Origin of the sequence: Streptomyces sp. AC512_CC834, assembly GCF_019049325.1 — a bacterium.
GTDB lineage: Bacteria > Actinomycetota > Actinomycetes > Streptomycetales > Streptomycetaceae > Streptomyces.
This window is the reverse complement of the sequence record NZ_JAGMUO010000045.1, coordinates 1-12,845: the sequence shown is the minus strand read 5'-3', so window position 1 is coordinate 12,845 and position 12,845 is coordinate 1. Positions and strand designations below refer to the sequence as shown.

At 66.8% G+C, this 12,845-nt stretch carries 20 protein-coding genes and 1 pseudogene; 1 reads left to right on the top strand and 20 read right to left on the bottom strand.

Annotation, left to right across the window (positions count from 1 at the left end; genetic code table 11):
• Positions 1–19 precede the first annotated feature (19 nt).
• The 18 genes from rplR to rpsJ all read right to left on the bottom strand — a co-directional run bounded on the left by rplR (position 20) and on the right by rpsJ (position 8,564).
• Positions 20–403: a 50S ribosomal protein L18 gene (gene rplR, locus KUM40_RS18035; RefSeq protein ID WP_217167014.1), complete on the bottom strand. Its 384-nt coding sequence runs from the start codon at positions 401–403 to the stop codon at positions 20–22.
• A gap of 3 nt (positions 404–406) precedes the next feature.
• On the bottom strand, positions 407–946 hold the full coding sequence (gene rplF / locus KUM40_RS18030; protein ID WP_217167013.1) for a 50S ribosomal protein L6: 540 nt from the start codon (positions 944–946) through the stop codon (positions 407–409).
• Between the two features lie 24 nt (positions 947–970).
• Positions 971–1,369, bottom strand: coding sequence for a 30S ribosomal protein S8 (gene rpsH, locus KUM40_RS18025; RefSeq protein ID WP_031041548.1), 399 nt, complete (start codon positions 1,367–1,369; stop codon positions 971–973).
• A gap of 236 nt (positions 1,370–1,605) precedes the next feature.
• Complete coding sequence (locus KUM40_RS18020) at positions 1,606–1,791, bottom strand: type Z 30S ribosomal protein S14 (protein WP_003948630.1); 186 nt, start codon at positions 1,789–1,791, stop codon at positions 1,606–1,608.
• 5 nt (positions 1,792–1,796) lie between these two features.
• Positions 1,797–2,354: a 50S ribosomal protein L5 gene (gene rplE / locus KUM40_RS18015; protein ID WP_217167012.1), complete on the bottom strand. Its 558-nt coding sequence runs from the start codon at positions 2,352–2,354 to the stop codon at positions 1,797–1,799.
• The gene (rplX, locus tag KUM40_RS18010; protein WP_217167011.1) at positions 2,354–2,677 is read right to left on the bottom strand and encodes a 50S ribosomal protein L24; all 324 of its coding nucleotides are present in this window, start codon (positions 2,675–2,677) and stop codon (positions 2,354–2,356) included. The genes rplE and rplX overlap by 1 nt, the downstream gene beginning before the upstream one ends.
• A gap of 2 nt (positions 2,678–2,679) precedes the next feature.
• A complete protein-coding gene (gene rplN / locus KUM40_RS18005; RefSeq protein ID WP_006376015.1) occupies positions 2,680–3,048 on the bottom strand; it encodes a 50S ribosomal protein L14 in 369 nt (122 codons plus the stop codon).
• 110 nt (positions 3,049–3,158) lie between these two features.
• On the bottom strand, positions 3,159–3,446 hold the full coding sequence (rpsQ, locus tag KUM40_RS18000; RefSeq protein WP_217167010.1) for a 30S ribosomal protein S17: 288 nt from the start codon (positions 3,444–3,446) through the stop codon (positions 3,159–3,161).
• Positions 3,446–3,670 carry a 50S ribosomal protein L29 gene (gene rpmC, locus KUM40_RS17995; RefSeq protein ID WP_003998824.1) on the bottom strand — a complete coding sequence of 75 codons (225 nt, stop codon included), beginning with the start codon at positions 3,668–3,670 and terminating at the stop codon, positions 3,446–3,448. Before rpmC ends, rpsQ begins: the two co-directional genes overlap by 1 nt.
• Complete coding sequence (gene rplP / locus KUM40_RS17990) at positions 3,670–4,089, bottom strand: 50S ribosomal protein L16 (RefSeq protein ID WP_004927269.1); 420 nt, start codon at positions 4,087–4,089, stop codon at positions 3,670–3,672. The genes rpmC and rplP overlap by 1 nt, the downstream gene beginning before the upstream one ends.
• A 5-nt stretch (positions 4,090–4,094) precedes the next feature.
• Positions 4,095–4,949 (bottom strand): 30S ribosomal protein S3, encoded by an 855-nt coding sequence (gene rpsC, locus KUM40_RS17985; RefSeq protein ID WP_217167009.1) that lies wholly within the window; start codon positions 4,947–4,949, stop codon positions 4,095–4,097.
• On the bottom strand, positions 4,949–5,296 hold the full coding sequence (gene rplV / locus KUM40_RS17980) for a 50S ribosomal protein L22 (protein WP_030619142.1): 348 nt from the start codon (positions 5,294–5,296) through the stop codon (positions 4,949–4,951). The genes rpsC and rplV overlap by 1 nt, the downstream gene beginning before the upstream one ends.
• 40 nt (positions 5,297–5,336) lie before the next feature.
• Positions 5,337–5,618, bottom strand: coding sequence for a 30S ribosomal protein S19 (gene rpsS / locus KUM40_RS17975; protein ID WP_055418366.1), 282 nt, complete (start codon positions 5,616–5,618; stop codon positions 5,337–5,339).
• Between the two features lie 12 nt (positions 5,619–5,630).
• Positions 5,631–6,467 carry a 50S ribosomal protein L2 gene (gene rplB, locus KUM40_RS17970; RefSeq protein WP_217167008.1) on the bottom strand — a complete coding sequence of 279 codons (837 nt, stop codon included), beginning with the start codon at positions 6,465–6,467 and terminating at the stop codon, positions 5,631–5,633.
• A 40-nt stretch (positions 6,468–6,507) separates the two neighbouring features.
• Positions 6,508–6,927 carry a 50S ribosomal protein L23 gene (rplW, locus tag KUM40_RS17965; RefSeq protein WP_210957938.1) on the bottom strand — a complete coding sequence of 140 codons (420 nt, stop codon included), beginning with the start codon at positions 6,925–6,927 and terminating at the stop codon, positions 6,508–6,510.
• Positions 6,927–7,586 carry a 50S ribosomal protein L4 gene (rplD, locus tag KUM40_RS17960; protein ID WP_217167007.1) on the bottom strand — a complete coding sequence of 220 codons (660 nt, stop codon included), beginning with the start codon at positions 7,584–7,586 and terminating at the stop codon, positions 6,927–6,929. The genes rplW and rplD overlap by 1 nt, the downstream gene beginning before the upstream one ends.
• Before the next feature lie 7 nt (positions 7,587–7,593).
• A complete protein-coding gene (gene rplC / locus KUM40_RS17955) occupies positions 7,594–8,238 on the bottom strand; it encodes a 50S ribosomal protein L3 (RefSeq protein ID WP_217167006.1) in 645 nt (214 codons plus the stop codon).
• 17 nt (positions 8,239–8,255) lie between these two features.
• A complete protein-coding gene (gene rpsJ, locus KUM40_RS17950; RefSeq protein ID WP_014054162.1) occupies positions 8,256–8,564 on the bottom strand; it encodes a 30S ribosomal protein S10 in 309 nt (102 codons plus the stop codon).
• A 647-nt stretch (positions 8,565–9,211) separates the two neighbouring features.
• Between rpsJ and KUM40_RS17945 the strand changes: the two genes are divergently transcribed.
• Positions 9,212–10,756 (top strand): FMN-binding glutamate synthase family protein, encoded by a 1,545-nt coding sequence (locus tag KUM40_RS17945; RefSeq protein WP_217167005.1) that lies wholly within the window; start codon positions 9,212–9,214, stop codon positions 10,754–10,756.
• Positions 10,757–10,966: 210 nt separating this feature from the next.
• Here KUM40_RS17945 and KUM40_RS17940 read toward each other — a convergent pair whose 3' ends face one another.
• Together KUM40_RS17940 and KUM40_RS17930 are read right to left on the bottom strand one after the other, a co-directional pair.
• On the bottom strand, positions 10,967–11,944 hold the full coding sequence (locus tag KUM40_RS17940) for an SUKH-3 domain-containing protein (RefSeq protein WP_217167004.1): 978 nt from the start codon (positions 11,942–11,944) through the stop codon (positions 10,967–10,969).
• Between the two features lie 548 nt (positions 11,945–12,492).
• A pseudogene (locus KUM40_RS17930) lies at positions 12,493–12,845 on the bottom strand (hypothetical protein); the annotation flags it as partial.

The window sequence follows — 12,845 nt, the reverse complement described above, 5'->3', positions numbered from 1 at the left end:
CGCTGCCGCGACGGGCGGCTCAGAACTTCAGTCCGGCTTCGCGGGCGGCGTCCGCCAGAGCGGCGATGCGCCCGGCGTACTGGTTGCCACCACGGTCGAAGACCACGTCCTCGACACCCGCGGCCTTGGCACGCTCGGCGACCAGGGCGCCGACCTGCTGGGCCTGCGCGGACTTGTCCGCCTCGCCACCACGGATCGAGGTGTCCAGGGTGGACGCCGACGCAAGGGTGTGACCCTTGAGGTCGTCGATCACCTGGGCCACGATGTGGCGGTTCGAGCGGGTAACGACCAGACGGGGACGCTCCGCCGTACCCGAGAGATTCTTGCGAATCCGGATGTGACGGCGCTTGATCGCGGCGCGCTTGTAGGCGTCGCCCTTGAGGATCTTCTGTCCGTATGCCATGGCTTACTTACCCGCCTTTCCGACCTTGCGGCGGATGACTTCGCCCTCGTACTTGACGCCCTTGGCCTTGTACGGGTCGGGCTTGCGCAGCTTGCGGATGTTGGCCGCAACCTCGCCGACCTTCTGCTTGTCGATGCCCTCGACCGAGAAGTGGGTCGGGTTCTCCACCTTGAAGGTGATGCCCTCGGGGGCCTCGACGAGGATCGGGTGGCTGTAGCCGAGGGAGAACTCCAGGTTCGAACCCTTGGCGAGCACGCGGTAACCGACACCGCTGATCTCGAGCTTCTTCACGTAACCCTGGGTCACGCCGGTGATCATGTTCGCCACCAGCGTGCGGGACAGGCCGTGAAGGGCCTTGCTCTGACGCTCTTCGTTGGGGCGGGTGACGTTCAGAACGCCGTCCTCACCCTTGGCGATGTCGATCGGTGCCACGACGGTGTGGGTCAGCGAACCCTTGGGGCCCTTGACCGCGACCGTACGGCCGTCGATGGTGACGTCCACGCCGGCGGGAACCGCGATGGGGAGCTTGCCGATGCGCGACATAGCTGTTTCCTCCGTTCCCTTCCGTTACCAGACGTAGGCGAGAACTTCTCCGCCTACGCCCTTCTTGCCGGCCTGCTGTCCAGTGAGGAGCCCGTGCGACGTGGAGATGATCGCCACGCCGAGGCCACCCAGCACCTTGGGCAGGTTGGTGGACTTCGCGTACACCCGGAGACCGGGCTTGGAGATCCGCTTGATGCCCGCGATGGAGCGCTCACGGTTCGGGCCGAACTTCAGCTCGAGGACGAGGTTCTTGCCGACCTCGGCGTCCTCGGTCTTCCAGCCCGTGATGAAGCCCTCCTGCTGGAGGATCTCCGCGATGTGAGACTTGATCTTGGACGCCGGCATCGTCACAGAGTCGTGGTACGCCGAGTTCGCGTTCCGCAGACGCGTAAGCATGTCTGCGATCGGATCAGTCATGGTCATGAATTGGCCTTCGGCCTCTCTCGCCGTGGTTTCCCGGTGCGCCATCCCTCTCCCCGATCCGAGACGGGACGGGTGCGGCGCGGTGGACCTACGGCGTAGTAAGCATGTATGTGCAGGCACTGCCTGCGGGCGTTCGGGGCGGCAGACGCCCAACCCCACAAGCCTAAGGCATGCGGAGCAGGGCCTCTGCCCACCTCGATGCTTACCGAGAGTCTGAATAACCCGGAATTACCGGATTACCAAGAGCTCTTGGTCACGCCCGGCAGCTCGCCACGGTGAGCCATCTCACGAAGGCACACGCGGCACAGGCCGAACTTGCGGTACACGGAGTGCGGACGGCCGCAGCGCTGGCAGCGCGTGTAGCCGCGTACACCGAACTTGGGCTTGCGAGCAGCCTTGGCAATCAGAGCCTTCTTCGCCATCTCGCTCACGCCTCCTTGAAGGGGAAGCCGAGGTGACGAAGGAGCGCGCGGCCCTCAGCGTCGTTGGTCGCCGTGGTCACCACGGTGATGTCCATACCCCGGGTGCGGTCGATCTTGTCCTGGTCGATCTCGTGGAACATGACCTGCTCCGTGAGACCGAAGGTGTAGTTGCCACGGCCGTCGAACTGCTTGGGGGACAGACCGCGGAAGTCGCGGATGCGCGGCAGCGCGAGCGACAGGGTGCGGTCCAGGAACTCCCACATGCGGTCGCCACGGAGCGTGACGTGGGCACCGATCGGCTGGCCCTCGCGCAGCTTGAACTGCGCGATGGACTTGCGGGCCTTGGTGACGGCCGGCTTCTGACCGGTGATCGTGGTGAGGTCGCGGATGGCGCCCTCGATCAGCTTGGAGTCGCGGGCGGCGTCGCCCACACCCATGTTGACCACGATCTTGACGAGGCCGGGGATCTGCATGACGTTCTCGTAGGAGAACTCCTCACGCAGCTTGCCCGCGATCTCCTCGCGGTACCTCGTCTTGAGACGCGGAGTGGTGGTGGTAGCCATCAGATGTCCTCACCCGTCCGCTTGGCAACGCGAACCTTGTTGCCCTCGTCGTCGAAGCGGAACCCGACGCGCGTGACGACCTTGTTGCCGTCCTTCTCCACGACCAGTTGGACGTTGGAGACGTGGACCGGGGCCTCGGTGGTCACGATGCCGCCGGCCTGCGAACCGCGAGCGGTCGGCCCGGCCTTGGTGTGCTTCTTGACCCGGTTGACACCCTCGACCAGGACACGGTCCTCACGGGGGAAGGCCGCGATGACCTTGCCCTGCTTGCCCTTGTCCTTACCGGTGATGACCTGGACCAGGTCGCCCTTCTTGATCTTCATGCTCACAGCACCTCCGGCGCGAGGGAGATGATCTTCATGAACTTCTTCTCGCGCAGCTCACGGCCCACCGGGCCGAAGATACGGGTGCCACGAGGGTCGCCGTCGTTCTTCAGAACGACAGCGGCGTTCTCGTCGAAGCGGATGTACGAGCCGTCGGGACGGCGGCGCTCCTTGACGGTGCGAACGATGACCGCCTTGATGACGTCACCCTTCTTCACGTTGCCGCCGGGGATCGCGTCCTTGACGGTGGCGACGATGACGTCACCGATGCCCGCGTAGCGGCGACCGGAGCCACCGAGCACACGGATGCAAAGGATTTCCTTCGCACCAGTGTTGTCGGCGACACGCAGTCGCGACTCCTGCTGGATCACGTCTATCTCCTGTTTGTCTGCCGGTTCCCGGCAGGGGCCTCAGTACGAGGGTACGAGGGCCCCTGCCGAGCCTGGCGGAACTGTCCTGCGAGGAATGCCCCGCAGAAGATTTACTTGGCCTTCTCGAGGACCTCGACGACGCGCCAGCGCTTCGTCGCGGACAGCGGCCGGGTCTCCATGAGGAGGACACGGTCGCCGACGCCGGCGGCGTTCTGCTCGTCGTGGGCCTTGAGCTTCTCGGTACGGCGGATGACCTTGCCGTACAGCGCGTGGGTCACGCGGTCCTCGACGGCGACGACGACGGTCTTGTCCATCTTGTCGCTGACGACCAGACCCTGACGGGTCTTGCGGAAGCCGCGGGAGGCCTTCGTCTCTTCAGTCACGTTGCTCTCGCTCATCAGGCGCTCTCCACCGTCTCGATGCCCAGCTCGCGCTCACGCATCAGGGTGTAGATCCGCGCGATGTCCTTACGGACGGCCTTGAGCCGACCGTGGTTCTCGAGCTGGCCCGTCGCCGCCTGGAAGCGGAGGTTGAACAGCTCTTCCTTGGCTTCGCGAAGCTTCGCCAGAAGCTCCTCGTCACCCAGTTCGCGCAGCTCGGACGCCTTGGTACCGGCCGACATCACGCTTCACCTGCCTCGCGCTTGACGATCCGGCACTTCATCGGCAGCTTGTGGGCCGCACGAGTCAGCGCCTCACGGGCGATCTTCTCGTTGGGGTAGGACAGCTCGAACATGACCCGGCCCGGGTGCACGTTCGCGATCCACCACTCGGGAGAACCCTTGCCGGAACCCATGCGGGTCTCGGCCGGCTTCTTCGTGAGCGGGCGGTCCGGGTAGATGTTGATCCAGACCTTGCCGCCACGCTTGATGTGGCGGGTCATCGCGATACGGGCCGCCTCGATCTGGCGGTTGGTCACGTACGCCGGCGTGAGGGCCTGGATGCCGTACTCGCCGAACGCGACCGTCGTACCGCCCTTGGCCTGACCGCGGCGCTTCGGGTGGTGCTGCTTGCGGTGCTTGACCCTGCGGGGGATCAGCATTTCGGTCAGGCCTCCGTTCCACCGGTAGAAGAGGGCGAGGCCTCGGCCGGAGCGGCAGCGGCAGCCGCGGGCGCGTCGGCCTTGGGGGCCTCGGCGGGCTGCTGGCCCTGGGCGCCCTGCGGCTTGCGCCCACGACGCTCGCCACCGCGGCCACCGCGGGCCGGGCGGTCGGCACCGCCACGGGCCGGGCGGTTGCCGGCACGGGCGGCGGCGTTCTCGGCGCGGACCTCGGCGATGTTCTTGACGTCGCCCTTGTAGATCCAGACCTTCACACCGATGCGGCCGAAGGTCGTCTTGGCCTCGAAGAAGCCGTAGTCCACGTTCGCGCGGAGCGTGTGCAGGGGCACACGGCCCTCGCGGTAGAACTCCGAGCGGGACATCTCGGCGCCACCGAGGCGGCCACCGCACTGGATCTTGATGCCCTTGGCGCCGGCCTTCATCGTGCCCTGCATGCTCTTGCGCATGGCGCGACGGAAGGAGACGCGGGAGGAGAGCTGCTCGGCGACGGCCTGGGCCACGAGCTGAGCGTCCGTCTCGGGGTTCTTGACCTCGAGGATGTTGAGCTGGACCTGCTTGCCGGTCAGCTTCTCCAGCTCACCGCGGATGCGGTCGGCCTCGGCGCCGCGGCGGCCGATGACGATGCCGGGACGGGCGGTGTGGATGTCCACCCGCACGCGGTCACGGGTGCGCTCGATCTCCACCTTCGAGATGCCGGCGCGCTCCATGCCCTTCGTCATCATGCGACGAATGGCGACGTCTTCCTTGACGTAGTCCCTGTACAGCTTGTCGGCGTACCAACGCGACTTGAAGTCGGTGGTGATGCCGAGCCGGAACCCGTGCGGGTTTACCTTCTGGCCCATTACCGGGTTCCTTCCTTGCTGCTGACGACCACGGTGATGTGGCTGGTCCGCTTGCGGATCCGGTAGGCACGGCCCTGGGCGCGCGGACGGAACCGCTTCAGGGTCGGACCCTCGTCGACGTAGGCCTCGGAAATGACGAGGCTGTCGGCGTCGGTGTGGTCGTAGTTGTGCGCGGCGTTGGCGATGGCGCTGTCCAGCACCTTGCCGACCGGCACGCTCGCGGCCTGCGGGGCGAAACGCAGGACCGCCTGAGCCTCCGTGGCGTCCATGCCACGGATGAGGTCCACCACGCGGCGGGCCTTCATGGGCGTGACGCGGATGTACCGCGCCTGGGCCCTGGCTTCCATGGTTGTCCCTTCAGTGTTTGTCATGGTCATCCACCCCGCCTTAGCGGCGCTTCGACTTCCGGTCGTCCTTGACGTGACCCCGGAAGGTGCGCGTCGGCGAGAACTCGCCGAGCTTGTGGCCGACCATGGACTCGGTGACAAACACCGGGATGTGGGTCTTGCCGTTGTGCACCGCGATCGTGTGACCGAGCATCGCCGGGACGATCATCGAGCGACGGGACCAGGTCTTGATGACGTTCTTGGAACCGGCTTCGTTCTGCGTGTCCACCTTCTTGATCAGGTGGTCGTCGACGAAGGGCCCCTTCTTCAGACTACGAGGCATCTCAACCCGTCCTTAGCGCTTCTTGTTCGTCTTGCGGCGGCGGACGATGTACTTGTTCGACGCCTTCTTGGGCGAACGAGTACGGCCTTCCTTCTTGCCCCACGGGGACACCGGGTGGCGGCCACCGGATGTCCGGCCCTCACCACCACCGTGCGGGTGGTCCACCGGGTTCATGACCACACCACGGACGGTCGGGCGAACGCCCAGCCACCGCTTGCGGCCCGCCTTGCCCCAGTTGATGTTGGACTGCTCGGCGTTGCCGACCTCGCCGATCGTGGCGCGGCAGCGCTGGTCGACCAGGCGGATCTCTCCGGACGGCATGCGCAGGTGGGCCATCGAGCCCTCCTTCGCGAGAAGCTGCACGGAGGCACCGGCGGAACGGGCGAACTTGGCGCCGCCACCGGGACGGAGCTCGATCGCGTGGATCGTGGTACCGACCGGGATGTTGCGGAGCGCCAGGTTGCTGCCCGGCTTGATGTCGGCCCCGGGACCGTTCTCGACGCGGTCGCCCTGCTGCAGGTTGCGCGGGGCGAGGATGTAGCGCTTCTCGCCGTCGGCGTAGTGCAGCAGCGCGATGCGCGCGGTGCGGTTGGGGTCGTACTCGATGTGCGCGACCTTCGCCGGCACGCCGTCCTTGTCATGCCGACGGAAGTCGATGACGCGGTAGGCGCGCTTGTGTCCGCCACCCTGGTGGCGAACGGTCACACGACCGGCGTTGTTACGGCCGCCCTTGCTGTGCAGCGGGCGGACCAGCGACTTCTCCGGCGTGGACCGCGTGACCTCGACGAAGTCGGCGACGCTGGAGCCACGACGGCCCGGCGTAGTCGGCTTGTACTTGCGGATTCCCATTTCTCAGTCCTCGTCCGATTCCGGACGATCCGGACCCCCGTTAGGAGGTCGGACCGCCGAAGATGTCGATACGGTCGCCCTCGGCAAGGGTCACGATCGCGCGCTTGCTGTCGGCACGCTTGCCGAAGCCGGTGCGGGTCCGCTTGCGCTTGCCCTGGCGGTTGATCGTGTTGACCCCGGTGACCTTGACCGAGAAGACCGCCTGGACGGCTTCCTTGATCTGGGTCTTGTTGGAACCCGGGGCGACGACGAACGTGTACTTGTTCTCGTCGAGGAGCGCGTAGCTCTTCTCGGAGACGACCGGCTTCAGCAGCACGTCACGGGGGTCCGTGAACGACTTGCTGACCGGCGTGACGACGGTGTTCTTGCCCTCGGCCTCGTGGCGACGCGCCTTGGCGACGCGCGCGGCCTTGGCGGCCTTGGCCGCCTTGGAGGCGATGCTCGGGTGACGCGTAGCCATCAGGCTTCGCTCCCTTCGGTGTCAACGGCCTTGTTGGGGCCAGACACGAAGGACTCGAAAGCGGCCTGGGTGAAGACCACGTCGTCCGAGACGAGAACGTCGTACGTGTTGAGCTGGCCCGGCTCCAGGATGTGGATCTGGGGCAGGTTGCGGGCGGACAGCCACGCGGCCTCGTCGGCGCGGTCGACGACCAGGAGCAGGTTCTTGCGCTCCGAGATCTTGCCGAACAGCGTCCGGGCGGCCTTCGTGGACGGGTTCTCGCCCTCGATGACGCCGGTGACGACGTGGATCCGGTCGTGGCGGGCCCGGTCGGTGAGGGCGTGGCGCAGGGCCGCGGCCTTCATCTTCTTCGGGGTCCGCTGCGAGTAGTCGCGCGGCTGCGGGCCGTGGACGACGCCACCGCCGGCGAACTGCGGCGCACGGGTCGAACCCTGGCGGGCGCGGCCGGTGCCCTTCTGGCGGTACGGCTTCTTGCCGCCACCACGGACTTCACCGCGACGCTTGGTCTTGTGCGTGCCCTGGCGGGCAGCGGCGTTCTGCGCGACGACGACCTGGTGGATCAGCGGAATGCTGATCTTCTCCACGCCGAAGATCTCCGCGGGGAGCTCGACGCTTCCGGTCTTCTCGCCGGCAGGCGAAAGGATGTCAACAGTGCTCATCGGTACCTCAGGCCCCCTTGGCCGCGGTGCGGACCAGGACGAGGCCGCCGTTCGGACCGGGAACCGCGCCCTTGATGAGCAGCAGACCCTTCTCCGCGTCAACGGCGTGGACGGTCAGGTTCTGGGTGGTGACCCGCTCGTTGCCCATGCGGCCGGCCATGCGGAGGCCCTTGAACACGCGGCCCGGGGTGGCGCAGCCACCGATGGAACCGGGCGAGCGGTGCTTGCGCTGGGTGCCGTGTCCGGCGCCGAGGCCCTTGAAGTTGTGACGCTTCATGACACCGGCGAAGCCCTTGCCCTTGCTCTTGCCGGTGACGTCGACCTTCACGCCGGACTCGAAGACCTCGGCGGTGACTTCCTGACCGAGCGTGTACTCGGCGGCGTCGCCCGTGCGGATCTCGACGAGGTGGCGGCGGGGGGTGACGTCGGCCTTGGAGAAGTGGCCCTTGAGGGGCTTGTTCACCTTGCGCGGGTCGATCTCGCCGAACGCGATCTGGACGGACTCGTAGCCGTCGACGTCGTTCGTGCGGACCTGGGTGACGACGTTGGGGCCGGCCTTGACGACGGTGACCGGAACAACACGGTTGTTCTCGTCCCACACCTGCGTCATGCCGAGCTTCTCGCCCAGGATGCCCTTGATCTGCTTGTTCATCTTCAGATCACCGGCCCTCAGAGCTTGATCTCGATGTCGACACCGGCCGGGAGGTCGAGTCGCATCAGAGAGTCAACGGTCTTGGGGGTCGGGTCGAGGATGTCGATCAGGCGCTTGTGCGTGCGCATCTCGAAGTGCTCGCGCGCGTCCTTGTACTTGTGCGGCGACTTGATGACGCAGTACACGTTCTTCTCAGTGGGCAGCGGCACCGGGCCCGCGACCGACGCACCAGTGCGAGTCACCGTCTCGACGATCTTCTTCGCCGAAGAGTCGATGACCTCGTGGTCGTAGGCCTTGAGCCGGATGCGGATCTTCTGTCCCGCCATGGCTACTCAGTAGTCCTGTCTCTCGTAACGCTCTGGACCCGGTGATCCCTTGTCATAACGCTCCCCCTCCGACCCACGCGGTCGGGCGTGTCGCGCTCTCGCTGACATGAATGTCCCTTGCGGGACTTCCCTGCAGTGGGAGTCGCGGGCCCTTCCGGAACCGCAGACCGGGGGCGAGAGGCCCACCGGGTGCCTGGCCTGCACCCCGCTGACACTTCCCGGAAGATTCCCGTACGTCCGCTCCCGATCGGGAGCGACGAGTACTGTGGGACTCGCTTCCGGTCCTCCCGGCGGGAGGCGCGCAGCATCGGCACTCGACCGAGCAACCCCGCTAGTCTGCCATACGGGGCGTGGGGCTGGCCAATCGGGCGGGAGAGAATACCCCGGAGGTCGCGGAGATCAAACCCGCACGCCGGTCCCGGCCCCCAACCCCGGACTCCCACCCCGGACTCCCACCCGGACCCAAGCCCTGCTGACCTGACCTGCCCGGTCCGCACGCACCCCGATGCCCACTCCTATATTGGCTGTCGCGTTCCCCGACGGACCCGACGCCTTCTCCCGGCCGTGCCCGTCGCCCGAATCCCGACACGACACGACGACGTCCGCCCGCCCGGTGGTGGAGTCGATCATCGAGAAGTGGAGCATTCATGCGCGCCCGGAACATCGCCCTGGCCACCGCGACAGCACTGGCGGCGGTGGCGGCCCGCGACCTCGTCCAGAAGAAGCACGCACTGCTCCGGAACTTCCCGGTGGTCGGGCACGCGCGGTACCTGCTGGAGACGATAGGCCCGGAGCTGCGGCAGTACATCGTGACCTCCAACGACGAGGAGCGTCCGTTCAGCCGTGATCAGCGCACCTGGATCTACGCGTCGTCGAAGGCGGAGAACAACTACTTCGGGTTCGGAACCGACAACGACGTCGAACACATGCAGGGGCACGCGTACCTGAAGCAGCGCACGTTCGCCGGCACGCTGCCCGACCCGCACGACCCGCAGGCCCCGCTGCCCTCGGCCAAGGTGCTGGGCGGTCCGCGCGGGCGCGCCAAGGCGTTCCGGCCCGCGAGCGTGGTGAACATCTCGGCGATGAGCTTCGGCTCGCTCTCCGGCGCGGCGGTCACGGCGCTCAACGAAGGGGCGGCGCTGGCGGGCACGCTGCAGAACACGGGAGAGGGCGGCATCTCGCCTTACCACCGCAACGGCGGTGACCTCATCCTTCAGCTCGGTACGGCCTACTTCGGCTGCCGCGACGAGGACGGCGCCTTCAACCTCGAGAAGCTGAAGGACGTGGTCGCGGGCGCCCCGGTCAGGGCGATAGAGATCAAGCTCTCCCAGGGCGCCAAGCCGGGCCTCGGCGGGATGCTGCCGGGCGAGAAGGTGACCCCGGAGATCGCCGAGATCCGCGGCATCCCGGTCGGCGAGGACTGCGCCTCCCCGTCCCGGCACACCGCGTTCGGCGACGTCGACTCGATGCTCGACTTCGTCGAACTGCTCGCCACCGAGACCGGTCTGCCGGTCGGGATCAAGAGCGCGGTGGGCGAGATGGGCTTCTGGCAGGAGCTGGCCACGCTGATGGCGCGCGGTGACCGTGGCGTCGACTTCGTGACCATCGACGGCGGCGAGGGCGGCACCGGGGCGGCGCCGCTGACCTTCTCCGACTCCGTGTCGCTGCCCTTCCGGATGGGCTTCTCCCGGGTCTACGGCACCTTCGCCGAGCTGGGACTGACCGACGAGCTGACCTTCATCGGCTCCGGCAAGCTCGGCCTGCCCGAGAACGCCGCGGTCGCCTTCGCGCTGGGTGCCGACATGATCAACGTGGCCCGTGAGGCGATGCTGTCGATCGGCTGCATCCAGGCGCAGAAGTGCCACACCGACAAGTGCCCCACCGGCATCGCCACGCAGAACAAGCGGCTGGCCCGCGGCATCGACCCGACCTCGAAGGCCACCAGGACCGCCACCTACCTGACCACCCTGCGCAAGGAACTGACGAAGCTCTCGGCGGCCGTCGGCGTCGCCCACCCGGCCCTCATCAAGGCCACCGACGTCGAGATCATGAACGGCGACTACGACGCCCGCTCCCTGCTCGGCGTCTACGGCTACAAGGACGGCTGGGGCGAGCTCGGCCCGCACCTCGCCGAAGAGATCACCGCACTGCTCACCACCGAGCCGGCCTCCGCCCGGACACCGGGCGCCTAGGGCGCCGCACGGCGCCCGGGACCTCCCGGACGCCGCCGAGGGCGAGGCGGGGCCGAGCCCTGGCTTCTGGCCGTGACCAGGGCGGCCTCGCCCTCCTGGCCGGGGTCCGGGGCTCCCCGGCCGGTTCATTCCCCGTCGGTCGCGACTCCATCTGCGACGCCTCGCCGTCACATGCCGTACCCGGAGGCGGTCCGGCGTTTTGCCGACATCTCAACGGATCCCTCGGACGAGCTTGTCCAGCGCCTCGTCCGCCGTCTCCGCCAGCAACTCGACATCGTCCATTCCGACATAGACCGCCCCGTCTTCAGCCATGGCCACGTAGAAGTTGCCTTGAGACAGATCTCCTAGGGGATAGAGGTCCACCTCGGCGTCCTCGCTGAGCGACTCAATGATCTCGAAATCCCGTTTGGCCAGCAAAGGATCGAGCCGGAAGGGTGATCTGGCCGCGTTCATCCCCGGCCCCTTCTGGTGCACCTCCAAGCCGCCGAATTCGCTGAGGAATCGTCGCGCAGCCTCGTGCATGACATAGCCTTCGTCGGCTTCACGCATCATTCTTTCCCATGCGTCAACGGGGACCGCACGCCCCGGCTGCCAGCCGGCCAACCGAAGTACACGTTCTGCCTCGGGTGACCACCTGGGTACTCCGTCCGGTCCCGGTGTTGCCCCGAAGTCGGCGGGAAGCTCCAGGTGATCACCCACGAGCACGAAGGGCAGTGGAGCATCGGTACGCCGTTCCACGGCGAGCTTGTCCAGCGCTTCATATGCGTCTTGCGCCAGCAGTTCCACACTGCCGTTGCCGACATAAACGGAACCGTCGGCAGCCATTCCCAGGTAACTGGCTCCCTTGTCCACGCACCCAATAGGATACAGGCGAGTGCCAGCGCTTTCGCTCATGCGAATAAATACCTCGCGGATCTCGGCACATGCCTCACGGCCCGCGTCGACATCACAGGGAGTGAATCGGAACGGAGATTGCGGCATCAGCGGGCCGGGGGTCCACGTATCCGTCGCCAGTCCGGCGAACTCGCCGAGGAAACGCCGGGCCGCCTCATGTATCTCGAGCTCGCTGTACTCCTCGAGAAGGCTTTCGTACCTGTCAAGGGGAACAGATCGTCCGGGATACCATCCGGCCGACCGCAGGACTCGGTAGGTCAAAAGCGACCATTCTGCAGGAACCTCATTACTCATCATTCAATTACCGCCGTAATCCCGAATTGATCGAGTACGTTCGTACAGGAGTCACAAGGTGGCTTGAGCGATTGATGGGCACCGTTGCCTGGCGCGCGGACATTGACGGCAGCCATCGTGCCGCCCCGCGGGTCGACCCCTGCCTTCATCGCGTTTGACAGCGCTTCGGCCTCGCCGCACTTTCCATGCTGTGTGTGGGTACCGACAGTCCGGCCGCACTCGTCGGCATGGTCTCCTTACTCGCCCCCGGACGCTGCTGCTCCACGTCGGCCCGCCGCTCGGCGGCGTTGCGCGCCGCATCTTCACAGGAGGGCGCCAACCCAAGGGAGTCGACCACCGTAAAGGGGCTGGAGGCGTACGCGCGTGGGTTCGGGCCCGGAGCGAGGCCGAGGGGATCAGAGGAAGCGTACGGCCCGTCTCCGGGTCGTAGTGGCGCTGATAGTTGTAGTGCAGCGCGTTTCTGGATCGTGGTACTGCCTCGGGAAGCGCAGCGGACAAAGGGCGCCGTCCGGGCCCGAGGCGTGTCCGAGCGAGCCCCCTCCCCGCCGTCAGTCGTGCAGTCGCGCCGCGGCGAACTCGATCAGCTCCTCGATCCCGATCTCGCGTGGTGCGCCGCTCTGTGTGGTCCACGCCGCCAGGTACCAGGCACCGTGCCACTCGACGCGCCACACCTCGCCGTGACGGTTCTCGAACTCGACGAAGCTACCGGTCCCGCCTTCGATGGCTCGCAGCTCGGTGAGGAGGCGCTGCGGATCGGTGAGTCCACGTACCTTGCCGGTGCTCCGGCCACGGGTACGCGTGTTTGTCGGGGGCGTCTGAACGCGGACCCACTTTGGCCGATTGAATCGTGACCCATGTGGTCTGTGGTTGTGGTGGTTCAGTCGGTTTCTGTGGCGGCGGT

Bases quoted from the DNA above. Each gene is read 5' to 3' on its own strand.
- KUM40_RS18020 (WP_003948630.1), bottom strand. From the start codon at position 1,791: ATGGCGAAGAAGGCTCTGATTGCCAAGGCTGCTCGCAAGCCCAAGTTC.
- rplE (WP_217167012.1), bottom strand. From the start codon at position 2,354: ATGGCTACCACCACCACTCCGCGTCTCAAGACGAGGTACCGCGAGGAG.
- rpsJ (WP_014054162.1), bottom strand. From the start codon at position 8,564: ATGGCGGGACAGAAGATCCGCATCCGGCTCAAGGCCTACGACCACGAG.
- rplV (WP_030619142.1), bottom strand. From the start codon at position 5,296: ATGGAAGCCAGGGCCCAGGCGCGGTACATCCGCGTCACGCCCATGAAG.
- rplX (WP_217167011.1), bottom strand. From the start codon at position 2,677: ATGAAGATCAAGAAGGGCGACCTGGTCCAGGTCATCACCGGTAAGGAC.
- rplF (WP_217167013.1), bottom strand. From the start codon at position 946: ATGTCGCGCATCGGCAAGCTCCCCATCGCGGTTCCCGCCGGCGTGGAC.
- KUM40_RS17940 (WP_217167004.1), bottom strand. From the start codon at position 11,944: ATGAGTAATGAGGTTCCTGCAGAATGGTCGCTTTTGACCTACCGAGTC.
- rpsQ (WP_217167010.1), bottom strand. From the start codon at position 3,446: ATGAGCGAGAGCAACGTGACTGAAGAGACGAAGGCCTCCCGCGGCTTC.
- rplC (WP_217167006.1), bottom strand. From the start codon at position 8,238: ATGAACAAGCAGATCAAGGGCATCCTGGGCGAGAAGCTCGGCATGACG.
- rplP (WP_004927269.1), bottom strand. From the start codon at position 4,089: ATGCTGATCCCCCGCAGGGTCAAGCACCGCAAGCAGCACCACCCGAAG.
- rplB (WP_217167008.1), bottom strand. From the start codon at position 6,467: ATGGGAATCCGCAAGTACAAGCCGACTACGCCGGGCCGTCGTGGCTCC.
- KUM40_RS17945 (WP_217167005.1), top strand. From the start codon at position 9,212: ATGCGCGCCCGGAACATCGCCCTGGCCACCGCGACAGCACTGGCGGCG.
- rplD (WP_217167007.1), bottom strand. From the start codon at position 7,586: ATGAGCACTGTTGACATCCTTTCGCCTGCCGGCGAGAAGACCGGAAGC.
- rpsS (WP_055418366.1), bottom strand. From the start codon at position 5,618: ATGCCTCGTAGTCTGAAGAAGGGGCCCTTCGTCGACGACCACCTGATC.
- rplR (WP_217167014.1), bottom strand. From the start codon at position 403: ATGGCATACGGACAGAAGATCCTCAAGGGCGACGCCTACAAGCGCGCC.
- rpsC (WP_217167009.1), bottom strand. From the start codon at position 4,949: ATGGGCCAGAAGGTAAACCCGCACGGGTTCCGGCTCGGCATCACCACC.
- rpsH (WP_031041548.1), bottom strand. From the start codon at position 1,369: ATGACCATGACTGATCCGATCGCAGACATGCTTACGCGTCTGCGGAAC.
- rpmC (WP_003998824.1), bottom strand. From the start codon at position 3,670: ATGTCGGCCGGTACCAAGGCGTCCGAGCTGCGCGAACTGGGTGACGAG.
- rplW (WP_210957938.1), bottom strand. From the start codon at position 6,927: ATGGCTACGCGTCACCCGAGCATCGCCTCCAAGGCGGCCAAGGCCGCC.